14 protein-coding genes and 1 pseudogene are annotated in these 18,513 nt (G+C 74.0%); 8 read left to right on the forward strand and 7 right to left on the reverse strand.

The features are described from left to right. Nucleotides 1-129 precede the first annotated feature (129 nt). Nucleotides 130-1,290: an SPFH domain-containing protein gene (locus ACJOT3_RS19310; RefSeq protein WP_406974252.1), complete on the forward strand. Its 1,161-nt coding sequence runs from the start codon at nucleotides 130-132 to the stop codon at nucleotides 1,288-1,290. A 41-nt stretch (nucleotides 1,291-1,331) separates the two neighbouring features. Next, complete coding sequence (locus ACJOT3_RS19315; protein WP_406974253.1) at nucleotides 1,332-2,438, forward strand: TFIIB-type zinc ribbon-containing protein; 1,107 nt, start codon at nucleotides 1,332-1,334, stop codon at nucleotides 2,436-2,438. A gap of 27 nt (nucleotides 2,439-2,465) precedes the next feature. On the opposite strand, the gene ACJOT3_RS19320 is transcribed toward ACJOT3_RS19315, so the two are convergent. Then, entirely contained in the window at nucleotides 2,466-3,128 is a 663-nt protein-coding gene (locus ACJOT3_RS19320) for an ArsR/SmtB family transcription factor (RefSeq protein WP_406974254.1), read from the reverse strand. A gap of 73 nt (nucleotides 3,129-3,201) precedes the next feature. On the opposite strand from ACJOT3_RS19320, the gene ACJOT3_RS19325 reads away from it, so the two are divergent. Beyond that, the gene (locus tag ACJOT3_RS19325) at nucleotides 3,202-4,443 is read left to right on the forward strand and encodes an MFS transporter (protein WP_406974255.1); all 1,242 of its coding nucleotides are present in this window, start codon (nucleotides 3,202-3,204) and stop codon (nucleotides 4,441-4,443) included. Nucleotides 4,444-4,486: 43 nt separating this feature from the next. Beyond that, the gene (locus tag ACJOT3_RS19330; RefSeq protein WP_406974256.1) at nucleotides 4,487-5,278 is read left to right on the forward strand and encodes a phosphotransferase enzyme family protein; all 792 of its coding nucleotides are present in this window, start codon (nucleotides 4,487-4,489) and stop codon (nucleotides 5,276-5,278) included. A 4-nt stretch (nucleotides 5,279-5,282) separates the two neighbouring features. On the opposite strand, the gene ACJOT3_RS19335 is transcribed toward ACJOT3_RS19330, so the two are convergent. Continuing rightward, nucleotides 5,283-5,984, reverse strand: a complete 702-nt coding sequence (locus ACJOT3_RS19335; protein ID WP_406974257.1) for a class I SAM-dependent DNA methyltransferase — start codon at nucleotides 5,982-5,984, stop codon at nucleotides 5,283-5,285. Nucleotides 5,985-6,405: 421 nt separating this feature from the next. Between ACJOT3_RS19335 and erm the strand changes: the two genes are divergently transcribed. Next, complete coding sequence (gene erm / locus ACJOT3_RS19340; RefSeq protein WP_406974258.1) at nucleotides 6,406-7,179, forward strand: ErmE/ErmH/ErmO/ErmR family 23S rRNA (adenine(2058)-N(6))-methyltransferase; 774 nt, start codon at nucleotides 6,406-6,408, stop codon at nucleotides 7,177-7,179. A 32-nt stretch (nucleotides 7,180-7,211) separates the two neighbouring features. Continuing rightward, entirely contained in the window at nucleotides 7,212-7,673 is a 462-nt protein-coding gene (locus ACJOT3_RS19345; protein ID WP_406974259.1) for a hypothetical protein, read from the forward strand. A 3-nt stretch (nucleotides 7,674-7,676) separates the two neighbouring features. On the opposite strand, the gene treZ is transcribed toward ACJOT3_RS19345, so the two are convergent. Then, the gene (treZ, locus tag ACJOT3_RS19350) at nucleotides 7,677-9,467 is read right to left on the reverse strand and encodes a malto-oligosyltrehalose trehalohydrolase (protein ID WP_406974260.1); all 1,791 of its coding nucleotides are present in this window, start codon (nucleotides 9,465-9,467) and stop codon (nucleotides 7,677-7,679) included. Nucleotides 9,468-9,664: 197 nt separating this feature from the next. Then, a pseudogene (locus ACJOT3_RS19355) lies at nucleotides 9,665-10,868 on the reverse strand (RNA-guided endonuclease InsQ/TnpB family protein). A gap of 243 nt (nucleotides 10,869-11,111) precedes the next feature. Between ACJOT3_RS19355 and ACJOT3_RS19360 the strand changes: the two are divergent. Next, a complete protein-coding gene (locus ACJOT3_RS19360) occupies nucleotides 11,112-11,378 on the forward strand; it encodes a zinc ribbon domain-containing protein (RefSeq protein ID WP_406974261.1) in 267 nt (88 codons plus the stop codon). A gap of 273 nt (nucleotides 11,379-11,651) precedes the next feature. Here ACJOT3_RS19360 and ACJOT3_RS19365 read toward each other — a convergent pair whose 3' ends face one another. Together ACJOT3_RS19365 and treY are read right to left on the reverse strand one after the other, a co-directional pair. Further along, nucleotides 11,652-12,488 carry a putative RNA methyltransferase gene (locus tag ACJOT3_RS19365; RefSeq protein ID WP_406974264.1) on the reverse strand — a complete coding sequence of 279 codons (837 nt, stop codon included), beginning with the start codon at nucleotides 12,486-12,488 and terminating at the stop codon, nucleotides 11,652-11,654. 263 nt (nucleotides 12,489-12,751) lie between these two features. Beyond that, complete coding sequence (gene treY, locus ACJOT3_RS19370; protein ID WP_406974262.1) at nucleotides 12,752-15,139, reverse strand: malto-oligosyltrehalose synthase; 2,388 nt, start codon at nucleotides 15,137-15,139, stop codon at nucleotides 12,752-12,754. Between the two features lie 211 nt (nucleotides 15,140-15,350). Between treY and pstS the strand changes: the two genes are divergently transcribed. Then, nucleotides 15,351-16,469 carry a phosphate ABC transporter substrate-binding protein PstS gene (pstS, locus tag ACJOT3_RS19375; protein ID WP_406974265.1) on the forward strand — a complete coding sequence of 373 codons (1,119 nt, stop codon included), beginning with the start codon at nucleotides 15,351-15,353 and terminating at the stop codon, nucleotides 16,467-16,469. Between the two features lie 237 nt (nucleotides 16,470-16,706). Here the strand turns inward: pstS and ACJOT3_RS19380 are convergent, their stop codons facing one another. Further along, nucleotides 16,707-18,389 carry a glycosyltransferase gene (locus tag ACJOT3_RS19380; RefSeq protein ID WP_406974263.1) on the reverse strand — a complete coding sequence of 561 codons (1,683 nt, stop codon included), beginning with the start codon at nucleotides 18,387-18,389 and terminating at the stop codon, nucleotides 16,707-16,709. Nucleotides 18,390-18,513: the final 124 nt, after the last annotated feature.

Here is an 18,513-nt window from a genome sequence, read left to right on the forward strand (position 1 = left end):
CCCGCCGCCGCCCGTGACCGCACCCGGCCGCGCCCGTGAACGGCGCGGACGACCGGCCTAAGCTGGGAACCTCTCGGCGCGCCGGGGCGTCAGACCCCGGTGACAAGGGAAGTCTCAGGGAGGGCACACGTGGGCCTGTTCGACGCCATCCGTGGCGAATTCATCGACATCATCGAGTGGACCGACGACAGTCGGGACACCATCGTCTGGCGCTTCCCGCGGCACGACAACGAGATCAAGATGGGCGCGCAGCTGACCGTGCGCGCGTCCCAGATCGCGGTGTTCGTCAACGAGGGCCGGGTCGCCGACGTGTTCGCGCCCGGCATGTACACGCTCCAGACCCAGAACGTCCCGATCCTGTCCACCCTCAAGGGGTGGAAGCACGGGTTCGACTCGCCGTTCAAGGCCGAGGTGTACTTCGTCAACACCCGCCGGTTCAGCGACTTCAAGTGGGGCACCCAGAACCCGGTGATGGTGCGCGACCCCGAGTTCGGCCCGGTGCGGCTGCGCGCCTTCGGCGGGTACTCGGTGCGGGTGATCGACCCGCCGCTGTTCATCGGCGAGCTGGTGGGCACCGACCCGCAGTTCCGCACCGAGGAGGTGGAGGGCTACCTGCGGCAGATGATCGTCAGCCGGCTGGGCAGCGCGCTGGCCACCGCCGCCCGCGACGTCCCGGTGCTAGACCTGGCGATCCACCAGCACGACCTGGGACAGCGCATGTCCAAGGCGCTCACCCAGGACATGGCGTCGGTGGGTCTGGAGATCCCCGACTTCAACGTCGAGAGCATCACCCTGCCGCCGGAGGTCGAGAAGGCCCTGGACAAGCGCTCCCAGATGGGGGTGCTGGGCGACCTGGACCAGTACACGAAGTTCCAGACGGCGAGCGCGATCGGCGACGCCGCCAAGACCCCGGGCAGCGGCATGGGCGAGGCCATGGGCATGGGCATGGGGCTGGCGGCCGCCCAGCAGATGGCCCAGAACATGAACCCGCAGGGCCAGCCGCAGCAGGCGCCCCAGCAGCCTCAGCAGTACCAGCAGCAGCCGCAGGCCCCCGCGCAGCCCGCCGCGGCCCCGCCGCCGCTGCCGCAGGCCGAGTGGTTCGTCGGCGTGGACGGGCAGCAGGCCGGCCCCTTCGACGTCAACGCGCTGTCGCAGCAGGTGGGCGGTGGCCGCCTGACCCGCGACACCCTGGTCTGGAAGGCCGGGATGGCGCAGTGGACCGCGGCCGGGCAGGTCCCGGAGCTGTCGGGGCTGTTCGCGGCCACCCCGCCGCCCATGCCGCCCGCCTGACCGGGCCCCTCCTCCCGTCCCCCAGATTCCAGAAGGCCGACATGTCCGATACCGCCGTTCCACCACCGCCGACCTCTCCCCGCGAGTTCCCCTGCGGGGCGTGCGGGGCCCGGCTGGAGTACTCCGCCGGTGCGCGTCAGATGCGCTGCCCGTACTGCGGCAGCGAGGAGAAGATCCCCGAGGCCACCCGCACGGTGCGCGAGCACGCCGTGGAGAGCCTCTTCGCCCGCAAGCCGGCGGCGCAGGTGGCCGGGCACCGGTTCGTCTGCCAGGGGTGCGGGGCCCACATCCAGGGCGACCACCTCGCCCAGACCTGCCAGTTCTGCACCGCGCCGCTGGTCACCGACGACTCGGCGGACGTCCAGGTGCCGCCGGAGGCGGTGCTGCCGTTCACCGTGGAGCGGCGGGCGGCCCACGACGCGCTGGGCACGTGGACCAACAGCCGCTGGTTCGCGCCCAACAGCCTCAAGAAGGTCAACGAGGCCGAGCGCTTCAAGAGCACCTACCTGCCGCACTGGACCTTCGACGCCCAGACGGTGTCGGACTACAAGGGCCAGCGCGGCGAGTACTACTGGGTGACCGAGACCTACACGGTCCAGGAGAACGGCAAGTCGGTCACCAAGACCCGGCAGGTCCGCAAGACCCGCTGGTACCCGGCCCGGGGCCGGGTGTCGCGGTTCTTCGACGACGTGCTGGTCAACGGCACCACCCAGGTGGCGCCGGAGAAGGTGGACGCGCTCAAGCCGTGGCCGCTGGACAAGGCGCGGCCTTACGCCCACGAGTACCTGGCCGGGCACGAGGCGCTGCGCTACGACGTGGAGCCCGAGCAGGGCTTGCAGACGGCCAAGCAGACCATGGCCCGCACCATCGAGCAGGACTGCAAGCGCGACATCGGCGGCGACGAGCAGCGGGTGACGTCGGTGGACACGGCGTACTCGCAGGTCACCGGCAAGCTGCTGCTGGTGCCGGTGTGGGCGGGCGCCTACCTGCACGGCGGTAAGACCTGGCAGATCGTGATCAACGGGTGCACCGGCGAGGTGCAGGGCGAGCGCCCCTACTCGGCGGCCAAGATCACGGCGGCGGTGCTGGCCGCGATCGTCCTCATCGCCCTGGTGGTGTTCCTGTTCATGCAGTACGGCGGGGGCTGACGGGGGTCGGCGGGGATCCGCCACCGGTCACGGGGTGTCGGCGCGACGGGCGTCGGCACCCCGTTCCATGTCCGCGGCCGTACCGCTCGGGCCCGCCGCGGTGCCCGCCGCCGCGTCCCCCGCTGTGCCCGCCGCCGCGCCCGGGGGCCGGTGCAGCAGGAACATGCCGCTGTAGCGGGGGTGCTCCCGGCGCTCGTCGTCGGTGGACACGAACTCGTCCAGGACCGCGACGATGCGCCGGTCGAGTTCGGCGACGTCCTCGTCCGACAGGTGCAGGGTGAACCGGGAGAAGGTGCGCACCGACTCCGGCCCGGCCTCGTCGAGTTCGCGGCGGAAGGCCTGGACGGGGGCGTGGGCGGCGGGGGGCCCGGCGTCCTGGAGGGGGCTCTCCAGCCACCAGGTCTCGCCGGTGGCCCGGTAGGGCTTCTCCAGGGCGCCGCTGGGGCCGGTGCGGGGGGTGCCGGGGACGAGGAAGCCCACGTCGACGAGGCGGCGCACGTGGTACAGGACGGTGCCGGGGGAGACGTCCAGGCGTTCGGCGAGCTCCTTGTTGGTGAGCTCGTCCAGGCACAGGCGCAGGATGCGGATCCGCAGCGGGTGGCTCAGCGCCTTGGTCTCCTCGGGGGTGGCGGGCCGCCGGGCGCGCCCGGCGGCCACGGGTTCCGGCGCGGTCTGCTCTGCGTGTGCCATGGTCCGATGCTAACAACGATCGAGGTTCGTCAAATCGATTGAGTTTTCTCGATCACTCTGTCAGGATCGGGCCATGACCTCCACCACCCCCCGCTCCACGGGTCTGGGACGCCCCTTCTGGAGCCTGTGGACCTCGTCGTCCCTGTCCAACCTGGCCGACGGCGTGCTCAAGATCGCGCTCCCCCTGGCCGCGCTGCGCTTCACCGACTCGCCCCTGCTCATCGCCGGGGTCGCCCTGGCCCTGTCCCTGCCCTGGCTGCTGTTCTCCCTGCCCGCCGGGGCCCTGGCCGACCGCCTGGACCGGCGCGCCATCATGCTCGCCGCCAACACCGCCCGCGCCCTGCTCACCGGGCTGCTCGCGCTGTCCCTGGCCACCGGCCTGGGCGGGATCTGGGTGCTGTACGCCGTCGCCCTGGGCGTGGGGATCACCGAGACCCTCTACGACACCTCGGCCCAGTCGATCCTGCCCCAGCTGGTCCCGCGCGAGCGGCTGGACCGCGCCAACGGCCGCCTGCACGCCACCGAGATGGCCATGAACCAGTTCGTCGGCCCGCCCCTGGGCGGCTTCCTGGTGGCGGCCGGGCTGGTCCTGGGCCTGGCCGCCCCGGCGGCGCTGTGGCTGGTCGCCGTGGGCGCGCTGCTGCTGGTCCGGGGCCGGTTCCGGGTCGAACGCGAGCACCCCACCACCATGCGCGCCGACATCGCCGAGGGGCTGCGCTACCTGTGGCGGCACCGGCTGCTGCGCGCCTTCGCCGCGATGGTCGGCATCAGCAACTTCGCGAGCAACGCCGCCTTCGCCGTGTTCGTGCTCTACGCGGTCGGCCCGGACTCCCCCATGGGGCTGAGCGAGCCCGCCTACGGCGTGCTGCTCACCGCCACCGCCCTGGGCGTCATCCTGGGCTCCCTGAGCGCCGCCCGCGTCGTCGACCTGCTCGGCCGCTCCCTGTCCATGCGCGTCTCCGCGGTGACCTTCGTCGTCCTGGTCGGGGTACCCGCCCTCACCGCGAACCCCTACCTCGTCGGTGCCGGGTTCTTCGTCGGCGGGCTCGGCATCGCCGTGTGGAACGTGACCACGGTGTCCCTGCGCCAGCGCATCACCCCCGACCACCTGCTCGGCCGGCTCAACAGCGGCTACCGGCTGCTGGCCTGGGGCACCATGCCCCTGGGCGCCGCCGCGGGCGGGATCATCGCCCAGTTCGCCGGGCTGGCCTGGGTGTTCGCCTCCATGGGGGCGCTGAGCGCGGTGGTCCTGGTGTGGCTGCTGTTCATCAGCGACGCCGACATGGACCGGGCCGAGGCCGCGGCCACCGGGTGAAAAACCCTGGACCCCCGTTCGCCCCCTCCACCACGATGACCCCATGACACCCACCACTCCCCCGCCGCACCACGACCCCGGCACCGAGGTCCTGCACGGCGGCAACACCTCCGGCCCGGTGCTGCGGGTCGGCGGCACCGTCCGCAAGCAGTGGCACCGGGCGGCGCCCTCGGTCGTCCACCTGCTGCGGCACCTGGAGAGGCACGGCTACGAGGCGGCGCCCCGCTCCTACGGTCGCTCGCTGACCGGGGACCAGCTGCTGGAGTACGTGCCCGGGACCCTGGCCGACCAGGGCCCGCCGCTGACCGCCGCCGAGCTGCACCGGCTGGGCGGGCTGATCCGCCGCCTGCACGACCTCACCGCGGCCCACCGGCCGCGGCACCCGCAGCAGGCGGTGTGGGAGGTGCCGATCCCGGACGCCCGCGAGGAGGTCATCTGCCACAACGACCTGGCCCCGTGGAACCTGGTGCGCGACGGCGACCGGTGGGTGTTCATCGACTGGGACGGGGCCGGGCCGGGCACCCGCATGGGCGACCTGGGCTACGCCGCGCACGGGTTCGTCCCGCTGCACCCGGGCGGCGATCCGCGTGCGGACGCCGTCCGGCTGCGGGCCCTGGCCGACGGCTACGGCTGCGACCGCGCCCAGCGCGAGGAGCTGCCCGACGCCGTCCACCGCCGGGTGCGCGGCATGTACGACCTGCTGGTGGAGGGCGGCCGCACCGGCCGCGCCCCCTGGGCCGGCCTGTACGCGCAGGGCCACGCCGACCACTGGGGCCCGGCGGCCGACTACGCCTCCCGCCACCGCGACCTGTGGCTGGAGGCCCTGCTCGCCTGAGCGGCTAGACCGCGCGCCAGGCGTAGGCGGCCGAGACCGGGTGGCCCCGGTACTTCTCCCACTTGGGCTTGGCCGCCACCCAGGTGTCGTCCACGACGCCCTCCACCATGTCCACCGGGGTCCACCCGGCGTCCAGCGCGGCCCGCAGCTGCCCGCTGATCAGGTGCACGTGGGTGGCGATCGCCACCGGCTCCCCGTCCTCGCCGGTGTAGTGGGTGGGCATCCCCGACACCATCGCGAACTGCGGGTGGTAGGACGCCAGCAGGAACAGCCCGCCCGGGCGGACCAGGCGGCGCGCCTCGGCGTAGAAGGGCGCCAGGTCGGGCAGGTGCTCGTCGATGAGCGAGGACACCACCAGGTCGTAGGTGCCCGCCGCCAGCCCGGTGTCGCGCACGTCCCCCTGCGCCAGGGTGGTGTGGGCGCCGCGCCCGCGGGCCAGCTCCAGCATGCCCGGGCTCAGGTCCACCCCGTCGATGCCGCCCGCCACCCCCTTGCCGCGCAGCCAGGCCGCGGTGCGGCCGGTGCCGCAGCCCAGGTCGGCGACCCGGCCGACCCCCGCCCAGTCGGGGTGGGGCAGGCGCTCCAGCAGCGCCAGGTCCATGGCGTCCAGGACCGAGTCCTCGTAGGTGGCCGACCAGCCGTCGTAGCCGGTGGCGACGTCGACGGTGCGGTAGTTGCGGGTGTCGTAGGCGGAGAAGTCGAGCATGGTCCCGAGTATCACCGCTCACCACGGGCCCCGCGACCCATTAATAAATGCGTTGCCCGCCGCGCCTGCGCCCCTCTACGGTGAGGTCATGTTCGGTTTCTTCGGCGTGACCGACCGTGCCCCGGCCCGGTCCGCGCGCGCCCACGACCTCGAATTCCGGCCCCGCCTCCACGGCCCGGGCCGGTGACCGGACCCCTCCGAGAGCACCGCCGTTCCCGTACCTTCCCCGGTGCGATGTCGGCGGTGCCAGGGGGTCCGCTCCTCCTCGTCTGACGGTGTCCCGGTCCGGGCCCGATCGTGTCCCTTTTCTTTTCGGGACGGGTCGGCCGGCCATCCTGTTCCCGCGTGCCCTCGGGCCGCTCCTCCGGCGTGCCACCCGTCCCCCGACGCCGCCCTCCCGGGCGGCCGACAAGGACCTTTCGTGGTACGTACCGAACGTCAGGGGAACCGGCGCCGACGCCTGTCCCAGAACTTCCTCACCGACACCGCCGCCGCCCGCCGGGTGGTACGCCTGGCCGGGGTGGACCCCGGCGGCCTGGTCCTGGAGGTGGGCCCCGGCGACGGGGCGCTCACCCGCTTCCTGGCCCCGGCCGCGGGCCGGCTGACCGCCTACGAGCTGGACCCCCGGCTCGCCGACCGCGTCGCCCGCCGCCACCCGGGCGTGCGGGTGGTGTGCGCCGACTTCACCCGGGTCCGGCCCCCGCGCGAGCCGTTCTCCGTGGTCGGCAACATCCCCTACTCCCGCACCGCCGACATCGTGCGCTGGTGCCTGGCGGCGCCCGCGCTGACCGGGGCGACCCTGATCACCCAGTGGGAGTACGCGGCCAAGCGCACCGGCGGCCACGGCCGCTGGAGCAGGCTCACCGTGCTGACCTGGCCGCGCTGGTCGTGGGAGTCGGCGGGCCGCATCCCCCGCCACCGGTTCCACCCGGTGCCGCGGGTGGACGCCGGGGTCCTGCTGCTGCGCCGCCGCACCGCCCCGCTGCTCGACCCGGCCGACGCCGAGGACTACCGCCGCCTGGTGGACCTCGGGTTCTCCGGGCTGGGCGGCTCGCTGCGGGCGTCGCTGCGCCGCGCCCACCCGGTCCGCCGGGTGGACCGGGCGCTGGACGCCGCCCGGGTTCTGGGCGACTCCCCCGTCGGGTTCGTCTCCCCCGACCAGTGGATCACCGTGTTCGACCACCTGCACCGCTGACCGCCGCCCGGGGGAGGCGTTAGGGTTCGCCCATGCGACGCCTCCCCCACCTCGCCTGGCTCCCCGCGCTGGTCCTCGTGGCCGGGGCCTGCGCCCCCGGGCCCGAACCCGAGACCGATACCGCAGGGTTCGGCGAGACCATCACCGTCGCCCTCCCGGTGGGCGCCTACCCGGAGGAGTTCCACCTGCACGACCCGGCCGACGCGTTCTACACGGTCGACGGCGTGGCCGCCACCGGGGCGGAGGAGATCGCGTTCACCCTGACCGTGGAGCTGCCCGAGCTGGGCCGGGTCACGGGGTTCTCGCAGATGACCGCCGTCTGCGAGGGCGGCGGGCAGTGGAGCACCGCCCGCACCCCGGACCTGCCCGCCGAGATCCACGGCGGCACCCACACCTTCCCCTACACCTGTGCGCCGCCCGGGGGCACCGGGGACCTGCTCATCGGCATCGAGCACCACGGCTTCCGGCTGGACTTCACCGGCACCCCCGGCTGACCCTCACAGGCGCAGGACCGCGAAGGACTCCCCCGGGACCCGCACCCGCCCACCGTCGATCTCCGGCACCCCGCCGGCCAGCAGCAGCTCGTGCGGGACGGCGTCCAGCTCCACCTCGGCGGGTTCGGCGTCCAGGTTGCAGACCACCCGCAGCGACCCGCGCACCAGCACCAGGCACCGCCCGTCCTCGGCGGCCGCCACCGCGAACCGGTCCAGCCGCGGGTCGGCCAGCTCCGGCTCGGCCCGGCGCAGCGCGATGAGCTCCCGGTAGGCCTCCAGGACCCGGGCGTGCGGGTCCCGGCCGGGCTGGTCCCAGTCCAGCACCGCCCCGTCCCGGGTGGCCGGGTCCATGGGGTCGGGGATCTGCGCGGTGTCCCAGCCCAGGGCGGCGAACTCCCGCTTGCGCCCGTTGCGCACCCCCTCCACCAGGTCGGGGTCGGTGAAGGACGCGAAGAACGGCCAGGGGGTGGTGGCCGCCCACTCCTCCCCCATGAAGATCATCGGCGTGTACGGCGAGCACAGCAGCAGCGCCGCCCCGCACACCAGCAGCCCCGGGGAGACGTGCTCGCCCATGCGGTCGCCGCGCGCCCGGTTGCCGATCTGGTCGTGTGTGGACAGGTACCCCAGGAACCGGTACCCGGGCACGTGGGCGGTGTCCACCGGCCGCCCGTGGGTGCGGCCGCGGAACGACGAGTACGTCCCGGCGTGCCGGAACACCCGGGTCAGCACGGCGGGCAGCACCTCGGGCCCGGCGAAGTCGGCGTAGTAGCCGTGGGTCTCCCCGGTGAGCGCCACGTGCAGCGCGTGGTGCAGGTCGTCGGACCACTGGGCGGTCATCCCGGTCCCGCCCGCCTCCCGCGGCAGCACCGTGCGCGGGTCGTTGCGGTCGGACTCGGCGATCAGCGACAGCGGCCGCCCCAGCCCGGTGGCGAGCGTGTCCACCTCGACGGACAGCTGTTCCAGGATCGGCACCGCCCGGTCGTCGCGCAGGGCGTGCACGGCGTCCAGCCGCAGCCCGTCCAGGCGGTAGTGGCGCAGCCACCCCAGGGCGTTGTCGACGATGTGGCGGCGCACCGGGTCGGAGTCGGGGCCGTCGAGGTTGAGGGAGGGGCCCCAGGCGTTCTCGCCGGAGAAGTAGGGGCCGAACCGGGGCAGGTAGGCGCCCGAGGGGCCGAGGTGGTTGTGGACCACGTCCAGCAGTACGGCCAGGCCCCGCCCGTGGCAGGCGTCCACGAACTCCTTGAGGGCGTCGGGCCCGCCGTAGGGTTCGTGCACGGCGTACCAGAGCACCCCGTCGTAGCCCCAGCCGTGGGTGCCGTCGAACGCGTTGACCGGCATCACCTCCACGTGGGTGACGCCCAGGTCGACCAGGTGGTCCAGCCGGTCGATCGCCGACCGCAGGGTGCCCTGGGGGGTGAAGGTGCCGGTGTGCATCTCGTAGACCACCGCGCCCGCCAGGGGCCGCCCGGTCCACGGTGACTCCCAGGTGTACGCCGCGTGGTCGTAGACCCGGCTGGGGGCGTGCACCCCGCCGGGCTGGTGCAGGGACCGCGGGTCGGGCAGCGGCAGGGGGTCCTCGTCCAGCAGGTAGGCGTAGTCGGTGCCGGGCCCGGCCTCGTCGACCTGGGCGCGCCACCACCCGTCGGGGCCGCGCTCCATGTCGACCACCCGGGGCGCGGGGTCGGCGGCCGCGCCCAGGCGCAGCCGCACCCGGTCGCGGTGCGGCGCCCACACCGCGAAGTCGCCGTCCACGCCCAGTCCCGGTGTGGGGGACCCGATGGTGATCAGGTTCATTGACGACGCAGCCCCTGTCCTTCAAAGCGGAGAGTGATCGCCCGCACGCGGAATATCATAGCCCTCGGCTACGGTTCGGTTCTGGACCGAGAGGAGGTGTTCCCACCAGTGTTGACGGGGTTCCGGTACCGGCGTCAGCTTCTCGGCCCTGAAGGGCCGAGCTTGCAGCTCTGACGATCACACCTGGCCGGTGTGTGTCAGGCCGCGTCGTCGGCAGCGTGACTCACTGCCCAGACCGCCGCACCTCGCGAGGAGATGTTGCGGCCTGCGTTGACGTCGGCGTGCTCAGCGAAACCGCACGACGTGCACTTGAAGGTGGCCTGGTCGGGCCGGTTCTTCTTGTCGATGTGGCCGCACCCGCTGCACTCCTGCGAGGTGTACGCGGGATCGACGTGAACCACCGGCACCCCGGCCCGTTGCGCTTTGTAGGCGATGAACACGCCGAGCTGGGCGAACGCCCAGGAGTGCAGGGCGACCCGCTGGGGCGCCGGGAGAGGACTTCGGCCGTAGGCCGTCCGTTGAGGGTGGTGGTGGGCGACGGGCGGGACGTACCCTGCCGCGGATGCCGCCCAGGTCCTCCAGGGCGATACCGCGGCAGGTGCGTTGAGCCTCGGTCACGATCTGCTTGGCGATGCGGTGGTTGACATCGGCGGCGAACCGCTGCTCCCGGCCCGACAGGCGGCGCAGGAGGCGTTTGGCGGACCTGGTCCCCTTCCTCTGGAGACGTCGCCTCAGGTGGCGGTTGCGGTGACGGACGTGGTTGGTGTGCTTGCCGGAGTGAATGGTCCCATCGCTGGTGGTGGCGATGTTGGCGATCCCCAGGTCGACGCCGACAAAGCCCTTCGGCTCGCAGGGGTCGGCCTCGGGGACCTCGCAGGTCGCGTACAGGTAGAACGCCTTCCCCCGCCGAACGAGGTCGGACTCACCCCGCCGGTACTCGGCGAGCGTCTTGGCCTGCTCCGGTGAGCACGCGAACGCCACGCCCTTCATCCGGCCCCGGGTGGTCCAGATCGACACGGTGCGCGCGTCCAACTGCCAGGACAGGCACCGGTCGTCGAAGGGCTGGGCGGCGTCCTTGCGGAACCGCACCGGGGCGGCCTCCACCCGGGCCCGCCGCTTCGAGCCCTCCCGGCCATAATTCCCGGCCGTGAGGTTGGCCCGCAAGGTGGCGTAGGCGTCGGCGACCTTGCGGACGCAGTGGATCGCCGGTTGCGCGGACAGGCCCATTGATTTGAGCTCGTCGTAGACCAGCCGCTGCAACGGCGCTTTCGCCTTGACCCCGCTCTCGTGTGCGCGCCGGGAGGTGTGGTCGGCGGCGTGGTTGCACAGCTTCAGCGTCTCCCACAGCGCCGCCTGTTGGGCGGTGTCGGGGAGCAGCTTGACCTGCACCACGATCTTCACCCCGTCAGGGTAGCGGCGTGTCCGTGCCATGGGGGCGGGAATCGGCATTTCCTGTCGGACCCGGCCCGGGCGTTGTCCGCAACGTCCGCATTCGTGCCGTCCTGGTTCTGGGGTGTCGGTGTGGTGTCCTGGCCGGGGCGGATGGTTCCGTCTCCTGCGGTGGTGTTCTGTTGTCGGTGATCGTCTGGGTTCGGAAGCGATTCCTTTGGGACCTGAAGGACCGGGATTCCTCGCTAGAAGCTGTTGAACCGGGCGATCCTTTCCAAGGGGTGGCACGGTTTCAAGCTCGCGTGTGAGAACAAGGCCCGCCGCACGGGAACCCGTGTGGTGGAGGTCGATCCCGCGTACACGTCGCAGACCTGCCATCCGTGCGGACACGTCGCAGCAGAGAACCGAGAGAGCCAATCGGTGTTCCGCTGCGTCGCCTGCGGACACCAGGCCAACGCCGACATCAACGCGGCCAGAAACACGCTCAAGCGCGGATGGACCGACAACCCCCCACCGGGGTGAACCGTGCCAGCCTGCGGAGACCTCTGGGATGCCATGTCGATGAAGCAGGAACCGGCTACCGCCGCGAGGCGGACAGCACCGACCGGGCTCGTGGCCCGGACGGAATCCTCCTCGTTCACGAGGAGTGAGGAAGTCAAGATCTCCGATTCGCTCACGGACAACTGCCTACCCGAACGCGGCGCGGGCCACCCGCGCGACACACGGGTCCCGGGGCGGCTTCCGCGGATCCTCCCGCCGGTCCGCCGCCCGCGCCGGATACTCGGGCAGCCCGGCTCAGCGGGGCCGGTACAGGTGCAGGCGCACCGAGGCGGTCACGGCGACCGGCCCGGGCAGGGCGGCGATCCGGCCGGCGAGTTCGGCGGGGTCGAGGTGGCGGGCGCTGGGGCCCATGCCCACGACGGTGGCGACGTCCTCGTGGGAGAGCGCCATGGTGAACCGGAGCGGTTCCACCCCGGCGGGGTCGAAGTGCCCGTGCAGGCCCTTCTCCAGGCGTTCGTCCTTGCGCGGGTCCACCGACAGCAGCCCCAGCGGGGCGCGCAGTTCGGCGAGGTGGTCGGCCTCGGGGACGACCACCACCAGGGACCCGCCGGGGGCCAGGACGCGGGCGAACTCGGCGGCGTTGCGTGGGGCGAACACGTTGAGCAGGACGTCGGCGGTCCCGTCGCGCAGCGGCAGGCCGCGCCAGGCGTCGGCGGTGACCGCCCCGGCCCGCGGGTGGGCCTTGGCGGCGCGGCGGGCGGCGAACTTGGACACGTCCACGGTCAGCCCGACCGCGTCGGGGACCTCCTCCAGGACGTGCGCGAGGTAGTGGCCGGTGCCGCCGCCGACGTCCACGACGAAGGGGGCGCCGTCGGCCTCGCGGGCCACGGCCCGGGCCAGGGCGGCGCCGACGGGCGCGTAGTGGCCGGCCTGCTGGAACCTCATCCGGTCGGCGACCATCGCCTTGTCGTCGCCGGTCCCGGGCGGGGTGGCGCCGGTGAGCAGGCTCACGTAGCCCTCGCGGGCCACGTTGAACACGTGCCCGGCCGCGCACTCCACCCCCCGCCCGGTGGCGGCGAGGCCCTGCCCGCAGGCCGGGCAGGCCAGGGCGGTGAACGCGGTCTCGGGCATGCGCGGCCGCGGGCCGCCTGCGGTGTTCGTGCTCGTCATGATCGCCGCCAGCCTACCGGCGCCCCGCCCCGCGCCTGGTCGGCGATCGCGGCCCGCTCGCGGTGCCGGTGCCCGTCACCACCACTCGCCGACCCGCTGGTACCCCCGCCCCGTACCCGGTCGGCAGCCGCAGACCCGGCGGGCCGCACCCGCCATCGGCGGCCGCGGCCCGCCGGTGCTCCCGCACGGGCCCGGGACGGCGGGCTGACCGGTCCCGGCCCCGGTCAGCTGCGATGCAGGACCGCCACCGGGTAGCGGTCCAGCAGCTCCGCCAGGGGCGGGGCGGTGAGCCCGTCCGGGTCGGTCGGGGCGAGCTCGCGGCCGGTGAGCAGGTCGCGCCACACCCCCGGCCCCGAGGGCAGCGGCAGCACCGTGTCCGCCCACCCGCCGGCGTCGGCCAGGGTGAGCGGCAGCCGGGTCGCCACCGCGGCCAGGTCCGGATGGGCGGCGCCGCGCGAGGTGCGGGCGAAGGCCAGGGCGTGCCGGGCGGCCGGGCCGGAGGCCTCCAGCGGCAGGTACCCGCGCGGGTCCAGGTCGCGGCGGGCGCGCAGGCAGGTGCGCACCAGGTGGAGTTTGGCCGCTCCGGTGTCGTCGACCGGCGGCCGCCACCCCTCCTCCAGGCGGGCCAGCAGCCCCTCGCGCAGCGCGTGGTCCACCGGGCGGCGGTTGTCGGGGTCCACCAGGGACAGGTCCCACAGCTCGGTGCCCTGGTAGACGTCGGGCACACCGGGGCCGAGCAGCTGCACGGCCTTCTGGCCCAGGGCGTTGGACCAGCCGGCGCCGCGGACCGACTCCACCACCGACAGCACCTCGCCGCGCAGGGTCCGGTCGTCCAGGACCCGGCCGGGCCAGGCGCGGACCCGGTCCTCGAAGTCGGGGTCGGGCGCGGTCCAGGAGGTGCCCAGGCGGGCCTCGCGGGCCGCCTTGAGCAGGTACCCGGTGAGCCGGTCGGCGTCGATGGGCCAGGCGCCCACCAGGGTCTGCCAGCCCAGCAGGTTCAGCGACGGCTCGGGCAGGGCGCACCGGTCGGTCCAGCGGCGCACCGCGTCGGTGAACCCCTCCGACACCTCGGCCAGCGCCGCCAGGCGGGCGCGCACGTCCTCCGAGCGCTTGGTGTCGTGGGTGGACAGCGCCGTCATGGTGTGCGGGGCGGCGGCCTCGCGGCGGGCGGCGTCGGCGTGGAAGTCGTGCGGGGCGACCGCGAAGCCGGCCGGGTCGCCGCCCACCTCGTTCAGGGCGGTGAACCGGGTGGCCCGGTAGAACGCGGTGTTCTCGGTGCCCATGGCCACCACCATGCCGCTGGTCTGCTGGATGCGCCGGGCGAGCTCCCCGCGCGGGTCGGCGCGCACCCGGTGGTCGATCACCTCCAGGTGCAGCTCCAGGTCGGGGCGGCGGCGGGTGGCCGTCTCGACGGCCCGCACCCAGGCGTCCTCGCCCTCGGGCAGGTAGGAGCGGTACACGTCGAACGCGCACAGCAGCTCGACCACCGCGTCGGCGCGCCGCTCCCGGGCCACGGCGTCCAGGGCGCGGCCGTCGCGCGGCGGCCGGGGCGGCACCAGGGCGGCGATGCGGCGCACCTCGGCGGCGAGCAGGTCGGTGGCGGCGCCGTGGCGGGCGTGGGCGTCCACCGCGGCCACGTCGACCTCCACCCCGTGGTCGGCGGCCAGGGTGGTGAAGTCGGCCTCCCCGGACGGGGACACGAACACCCCGCCGGTCACCCGCAGCGCGTCGTAGCCGGTGGTGCCGGCCACCGGCCAGGACCGGGGCGGTTCCTCGCCGGGGGCGAGGATCTTCTCCACCACGATCCAGCCGGGGAAGCGGGCGGCCAGGGTGCGCAGGTACCCGCCGGGGTCGGTGAGCCCGTCGACGTGGTCGACGCGCAGCCCGTCGACGCGGCCCAGGTCGGCCTGGCGCAGGATCTCGGCGTGCACGGCGTCGAACACGCCGGGGTCCTCCACCCGCACGGCGGCCAGTTCGCTGACGTCGAAGAACCGCCGGTAAGTGAGCTCGGAGTCGCCGCGCCGCCAGGACACGAGCCGGTAGTGCTGGCGTTCGTGGACGGTGGCCGCGTCCTGGCCGGGGGTGTGGGTGCCCTCGGCCAGGGGGTAGCGCTTGTCGTGGTAGGCCAGGCAGCCGTCGACGACGCGCAGGTCGGCCAGGGCGGCCCGGCCGCCGTCTCCGTCGTCGGCCAGCACCGGGACCAGGATCGGCCCGGCGGCGAAGTCGATGTCGAAGCACCGCGCGTACGCCGACGCCCGGCCCTTCTCCAGGACGTCCCACCACCAGGGGTTGGCGTCGGGGCGGGCCACCGACATGTGGTTGGGGACGATGTCCACCACCACGGCCATCCCCGCCTCGTGCGCCTTAGCAGCCAGCGCCGCGAACGCCTCCTCCCCGCCCAGTTCGGCGGAGATCCGTGTGGGATCGACCACGTCGTAGCCGTGCGCGGAGCCCGGGGCGGCCTGTAGGACCGGCGACAGGTACAGGGCGCCCACGCCGGTGCGCGCCAGCCGGTCGACCACCGCGGCGGCGTCGACCAGGGTGAACTCCGGACGCAGTTGCAGGCGGTAGGTTGACGTCACGGGGACGGGCGGGGTGCGGTGCGTGCTCATCACGCCCCTACCCTTGCCCGGCTCCCCCGCGTGTCATGCACGCCCGCGCCGCCGGTCACCGGCCCCGCCGGGGGCGGTGCCGGGTACCGCGGACGCAATGGTTAAATTCTTCGGCGGTGTTCCGTACACCTGCCACAACGCGCCCACGGCGGGCGCCGCGCCGGTGCGCACCATGGGGCACCGGCGCCGACGAAAGGGTGAGAAGCAAGTCGTGCTCCCGTCCAACAAGCGCTCCCGGACCCACGCCGCGGCCGGCGCCGCCCTCGCGGGGCTGCTGCTGGCGGCCACCGCCTGCGGCAGCGACGACGCCGTGCGCGACGCCGCTCCCCCGGCCGTCCCCGACGACCTGGAGTGCTTCTCCGGCAGCCTGTCCGGGTCCGGGTCCAGCGCCCAGGAGAACGCGATGACGACCTGGATCGCCGGATACCAGTCGGCGTGCGACGGCGCCCGCATCTACTACGACTCCATCGGTTCGGGCGGCGGCCGCAACCAGTTCATCGACGGCGCGGTCACCTTCGCGGGCACCGACGCGGCGGTGGACCCGGAGGAGAACGCCGACGCCATGGAGCGCTGCGGCGGCTCGGACACCATCAACCTGCCCGCCTACGCGGTGGCCATCGCGGTGGTGTTCAACCTGGACGGCGTGGACTCGCTCAACCTGCGCCCGGACACCATCGCCGGGATCTTCGACCAGCGGATCACCCGGTGGGACGACCCGGAGATCGCCGAGGACAACCCCGGCGTCGAGCTGCCGGACCTGGAGATCACCCCGGTCAACCGCGCCGACGACTCGGGCACCACCGAGAACTTCACCCGCTACCTGGAGAAGGCCGCCCCCGACTCCTGGGACCACGAGGCCGACGGGCAGTGGCCGATCACCCCGCGCGAGTCGGCGCAGGGCAACAGCGGCATCGCCGACACCGTCAAGCGGGCCCAGGGCTCCATCGGGTACGTGGAGATGTCCCACGTGCACGGCATGTCCACCGTGGCGGTGGGTGTGGGCGACTCCTTCGTGGAGATCTCCCCCGAGGCCGCCGCGCAGGTCGTGGCCGACTCCCCGCGCAGCCGGGACGCCACCAACGAGTTCGACCTGGCGCTGGACCTGGACTACGGCACCACCGCCGAGGGCGCCTACCCGCTGGTGCTGGTCAGCTACGAGGCCGTGTGCCTGGACTACCCCGACGACGGCGAGGCCGAGCGCGTGAAGGCGTTCCTGAGCTACGTGGTCAGCCCCGAGGGGCAGCAGGCGGCCTCGGACGAGACCGGGTCCACCCCGATCAACGACGCCCTGCGCGAGCGGGTGCTGACGTCCATCGACGCCGTTTCCTGACCGAGGGCCTGAGGGCCTGAGGACCGAGGGCCTGAGAGTCGCTCCGGGCGCGCCGTGTCGTCGGCGCGCCCGTTCCGCGCACCACATCGGGTACCTTACGTACTTGTACTGTCGCAATCGGTGATGGCACCGAGGTCGGCGTGCGCTTTCGGAAGGGGACCGACCGCCCTCGGGCCGGTGTCTTCCCCCATCTGCCCGGCTGTGGTCGGCCCCTTCCGAAGAACCCCGGCCGCCCCCTCAGCCGTGTCCGCGGCGCCGGAGCGGCCCGGCCCTCCCGGACAGCCGGGCGGTCAGCCCGGCCAGGCCTTCGCGCCAGCGGGCGAGCCGTCCGGGCCGCGGTTCCGGGGGCTCGTCCTCGCCACCCTCGATGTCGTCCAGGTCCCGGGCGTCCTCGCCCCCCGCCGACCCGGTGTGCTCGACCCGCGGGACCGGGCGCGGGGGCGGCGGCACCGACCGGTACAGCGACAGGTCGGTGAGCGTGTCCTCCCCGGCGTGGATGCGGTAGCGGCCGTGCAGCTCGGCCACCACGTCCCCCAGGTCCTCGTCCCCGTCGCTCACCCGCACGGCCCGGGCCAGCGCGCGGGTCCGCCACAGCCGCACCCCCGCGTCCCGGGTGGGCGAGGCCGCCGGGTACAGCTCGGTGAGCCCGGCGCGGGAGCGCTCGGCCCCGGCGAGCAGGCGCGACAGGGCCACCTGGCCCAGCCCCCAGGCCACCGGGACCTGGAGCAGGAACGGGGAGGGGAAGCCCGTGCGCGGCGCCCGGGACGCGAACGAGATGCGGGGGTCGCGCAGGTAGTTGGCCTGGATCAGGCGCAGGTCCAGGTGCGGTCCGGCCGGGGCGCCGGGGGCGGTGTCCGCGCCCTCCCAGTCGGCGACCAGGGTCAGCGCCAGGTCGGTCTCGGCGCTGTCCAGCAGCCGGTCCACGCAGCCGCGGACCAGGTCGTAGGGCGCCCCGGCGACGTCGACGACGGCGTGCACCAGCGGGACGCGCCGCCGGTGGGCGGGCACGCGTTCGCGGTAGGCGTGCGGGTGCGGCATCAGCTCGGCCAGCACCTCGGTGCGGAACCGCTGGGAGGGCAGCCGGGTGCGGGCGGTGCCCGCCGGGCCCACGTGCCAGGCGGTGGCGGCGGGTTCGGGGATCATGACGGCGCCCGCCTGCCACAGCCGGTAGCCGAACTCGGTGTCCTGGCCCAGGTCGAGGTCGGGGTCCACGCCCCCGGCGGCCTCGTACAGGCTGCGCCGCACCGCGGCGGCCGACCCCAGGTAGGCGTGGAAGCCCAGGTGGTCGGCGTCGCGCAGGTCGTCGCTGTCGGCCAGGACGCGTTCGATCCACTCGTGGCGCCGGCCCGGGGCCATCTCCTCGCGCAGGGTGCCGGCGCGCACCTGGGCGAGCAGTTCGGCGGGGCTGTCGGGGGCGGCGTCGGCGAAGGCGACCCGGCCCAGGGTGACGGCCTCGGCGTGCACGTGGTGCCAGCGGGCCTGGGCCTCGATGAACTCCCGGCCCACGACCGTGTCGGCGTCCAGCCACACGAGGATGTCGCCGGTCCCGGCGTGGGCGCCGTAGGCGCGGGCGTACCCGGCGCCCCAGGTGCCGTCGGGCACGGTGAGGACGCGGCAGCGGCGGGGGCGCAGTTCGGGCAGGCGCAGGGGCGGCCGGGAGTGGTCGTCGACGACCAGGACCTCCACCAGGTGTTCGGGGTAGGTCTGCCCGGCCAGGGCGGCCAGGGTCAGGTCGAGGCGGCCCTGGCCGCCGCGCGCCGGGATGACGACGCTGACGCTCAGGTCGGGGGTCCACGCGCCGATGTCGGGGGGCGTCAGCGCGCTCCAGTCGTTGCGGAAGACGCGGGTGAGGACCCGCTCGACCCGTCCGCGGTGTGAGACCCCGTCGACATGAGACCCTACGTGTTTATTCAGTGACACAGAGTCACTATAGCCCTGTTTCGCGTCACGGTGGGGAGCCTTGCCCCGGTGTCCCCCGTCCGTTCCGCCCTCCCCGTATCGCCACGGAACCGCCCGGGAACACACGAGGCGCCCCGCGGTCGTG

It is taken from the genome of Nocardiopsis protaetiae (genome assembly GCF_045446735.1).
GTDB classification, from domain to species: Bacteria; Actinomycetota; Actinomycetes; order Streptosporangiales; family Streptosporangiaceae; genus Nocardiopsis; species Nocardiopsis protaetiae.